The organism is Photobacterium sp. OFAV2-7, from assembly GCF_022347985.1.
Taxonomy (GTDB): domain Bacteria; phylum Pseudomonadota; class Gammaproteobacteria; order Enterobacterales; family Vibrionaceae; genus Photobacterium.
The window spans coordinates 1-3,336 of record NZ_JAKRFQ010000581.1 but is presented as its reverse complement, the minus strand read 5'-3'; the positions used below and the strand labels follow the sequence as shown (position 1 = coordinate 3,336).

4 protein-coding genes are annotated in these 3,336 nt (G+C 54.9%); all 4 read right to left on the bottom strand.

What is annotated here, in order from left to right:
• Positions 1 to 708 (bottom strand): cobalamin biosynthesis family protein (locus tag MHN01_RS21215; protein ID WP_239413290.1); only part of this gene is annotated, 708 nt, incomplete at its 3' end.
• Positions 708 to 1,406, bottom strand: coding sequence for a 5'-methylthioadenosine/S-adenosylhomocysteine nucleosidase (mtnN, locus tag MHN01_RS21210; protein WP_239413288.1), 699 nt, complete (start codon positions 1,404 to 1,406; stop codon positions 708 to 710). The genes MHN01_RS21215 and mtnN, both read right to left, overlap by 1 nt.
• A gap of 139 nt (positions 1,407 to 1,545) precedes the next feature.
• Entirely contained in the window at positions 1,546 to 2,958 is a 1,413-nt protein-coding gene (locus tag MHN01_RS21205) for an FAD-dependent oxidoreductase (protein ID WP_239413286.1), read from the bottom strand.
• A gap of 14 nt (positions 2,959 to 2,972) precedes the next feature.
• On the bottom strand, positions 2,973 to 3,336 hold a 364-nt coding region (locus MHN01_RS21200; protein WP_239413284.1), incomplete at its 5' end, for a hypothetical protein.

The following is a 3,336-nucleotide window of genomic DNA, read 5'->3' as shown; positions in this document are numbered from 1 at the left end:
AATAATTCCTTGCAGGGCCGCTTTGCCGTTATGGCCGAGACAGAACAGCAGGGCAAAAATGCGCAGCGGAATGATGTCCAGGATGGCAAGGATGCGGATCGCTGGAAGGCCGAAAGTTTGATAGTGCTGACGGCTGGGAGACCAGACCCGGGCAAGGCTGACGGCCAGCCGGTACATCAGGGCACCAATGCCACCGGCGAGGGCGTACCAGAATAAGACACCGGCCACCAATCGGCTATAGGCAAGCAATTGGGTCTCCGCCCCGGCTTTGCCGAGGCCAAGCAGAGACAGGTTGCGGGTTTCCCGGTTTAGCGGGGTTTCCAGCAACTGGCGACAAGTTGCTTTGTCCTCACGGCTGTAGGCATCAATAAACCGCTTGCTTAGCTTGGCTGTCGATCGCCAGTCCAGCGCCAGCCACAACAGGACCAGGTGGAACATGCTCTCTATCCATACCAATTGGTATAGTGCCACCAGCAGGATCAGCACGGTCAGCCACATCAGGGACCAAGCCAGGCTGCCTGAGAGTTGCTGCTGTTTGCGGGGCTCGTCGGGTTTGTTGACTTTGTCGGCAATCACAATGGCAAGTTGCTGCCAGATGTGAAGCGGATGGAGCTGGGTCGGAATTGGGAGTAGCCAATGCATGGCTAAAGCTCCCCACAAGACGAGCAGGGAGCTGTTATCAAGCAGAAACGCCAGGGTCTCTGTCATTACTGGTTAAGAAGCTCAACCATTTTGGCCACCATGATTGACGAGCTTTTCGCTGCCAGCGGCAGGAACTCTTCAAAGCTCATTGGTGACTTTTTGTCGGCTACGTCAGAGATGGCACGAACCACAACGAATGGTACTTCGAACTGGTGACAAGCCTGGGCGATAGCAGCGGCTTCCATTTCAACTGCAACCACGCTTGGGAAGTTGTCGCGAATGAAGGTTTGTTTTTCCGCTGAGCAAACGAAGGCATCACCGGTACAAATCAGACCGCGCACGGCATGCATATCACCCATTGCTGCCAATGCCTGCTCAGCAGTATTCATCAGCTTTTCATCAGAGATGAATGCAGCAGGCTGCTGGGCCATTTGACCGATTTCATAACCGAATGCAGTGACGTCGGCATCGTGGTAGCGAACTTCGGTTGAGATAACCACATCGCCCAGATTCAGGCTAGAATCGAAACCACCAGCCGAACCGGTATTTAGCACCACATCAGGCTTGAAGACTTCAAGCAGAACAGCAGTGCCCACGGCAGCGGCTACCTTGCCAATACCTGATTGCAACAAGACAACATCTGCACCATTTAGGGTACCGGTATAGAACGTACAGCCCGCTTTGTTGTGAGTTTCGCTGTTGGTCAGTTGCGCTTTCAGGATGGCAACTTCTTGTTCCATCGCACCAATAATGCCGATTTTCATCAATTCGTTCTCTTGTTGGTAAATTGAGGCTCCCTGGCAGGAGCACGTGTGGCGAGAATTGTAACATGAACCAATAAAAAGCGGGAATGGCATGTGGGGCATTCCCGCTTAGTTGTGGTTGCCGGAGGTGGCTACAGCGTTATACCTCCAGGAAGTCGAGGATCCCTTCAGCGGCTCGGCGTCCCTCGTCGATTGCTGTAACGACCAGATCAGATCCGCGTACGGCATCGCCCCCGGCAAAAATCTTGGCATTGCTGGTCTGGAACTGGTAAGCGCCTTCGGACGGAGCCTTGATACGGCCGCGAGTATCAAGCTCGACATTGAACTGTTCCAGCCATGGCATGGCATGCGGCTGGAACCCGAAGGCCATGATCACGGCATCGGCCTTGATGACATGCTCGCTACCCTCGACCAGCTCGGGATGGCGGCGGCCGGCTTCATCCGGTGCACCCAGCTCGGTTTTGACCATGTTGATGCCGGTGACCTGTCCCTGCTCGTTGATGTTGATGCTCAGCGGTTGCAGGTTGAACATGAACTTAACCCCTTCCTCGCGGGCATTCTTATACTCGCGTTTGGAGCCCGGCATGTTGGCTGCATCCCGGCGGTAGGCACAGATGACTTCCTTCGCGCCCTGACGAACCGAGGTGCGGACACAGTCCATTGCGGTATCCCCGCCACCGAGTACCACAACCCGCTTTCCGTTCATGTCGGTAAAGTCTTTTTGGCCGTCCAGCCCCATCACCCGGTAGGTATTGGAGACAAGGAATGGCAGGGCATCATAAACGCCCTCGGCATCTTCGTTTTCCAGTCCTGCCCGCATGTTCTTGTAGGTCCCGACACCGAGGAATACGGCATCATAATCATTTAGCAACTGCTCCATCTGGATGTCTTTGCCGACTTCAGTATTGAGCTGAAACTCCACCCCCATCTCGGTAAAGATCTCGCGGCGGTTGATCATCACTTCTTTTTCCAGTTTGAAAGAGGGGATACCGAACGTTAGCAGGCCACCAATTTCCGGGTAACGGTCAAACACCACAGGTTTGACCCCGTTTCGGACCAGAATGTCGGCACAGGACAGGCCGGCCGGGCCAGCACCGATAATGGCAACTTTCTTGTCTGTCCACTCGACCGCGGACATGTCCGGTTTCCAGCCCATTTTGAATGCTTTGTCGGTAATGTATTTTTCGACATTGCCGATGGTTACGGCACCGAAATCATCATTGAGGGTACAGGCCCCTTCACACAGGCGATCCTGTGGGCATACCCGGCCACAGACCTCCGGCAAGGTATTGGTCTGGTGCGAAAGCTCGACCGCTTCGATGATCCGTCCTTCGTTGGCCAGCTTGAGCCATTGCGGAATGTAGTTATGGACCGGGCACTTCCATTCGCAGTACGGGTTACCGCAACCCAGACAGCGATCCGCCTGAGCTCCGGCCTGTTGCTGGGTGAAGGGCTCGTAGATTTCCACGAATTCGATTTTGCGGACATTGAGTGGTTTCTTTGCCGGATCCACCCGCGCGACGTCGATAAACTGATATATGTTCTGGCTCATACGGTTTCCCTCCCTTATTGTGCATGAACGCGCAGTTCAGCGGCAGAACGGCTTTGGTGACCCAAGAGGGTATTCACGTCGGCAGATTTGGGTTTGGCTAGGTAGAACATCGGGATCCACCGGTCAAAATCAGCCAGGATCTCCTGGGCTCGGCTTGAACCGGTTTCCTCCAGGTGCTGGTCAATCAGACCGCGCAGGTGTTCCTGATGGATCTTCAGCCCGCCCAGCGGCAGTGCCTCGATAAGCTCCGGATTGACGCGACCGGCAAAGTCGCCATTTTCATCTAGGATGTAGGCAAAACCTCCTGTCATGCCTGCCCCGAAGTTTACGCCTGTCTTGCCGAGAATGGCGACGATTCCCCCGGTCATGTATTCGCAG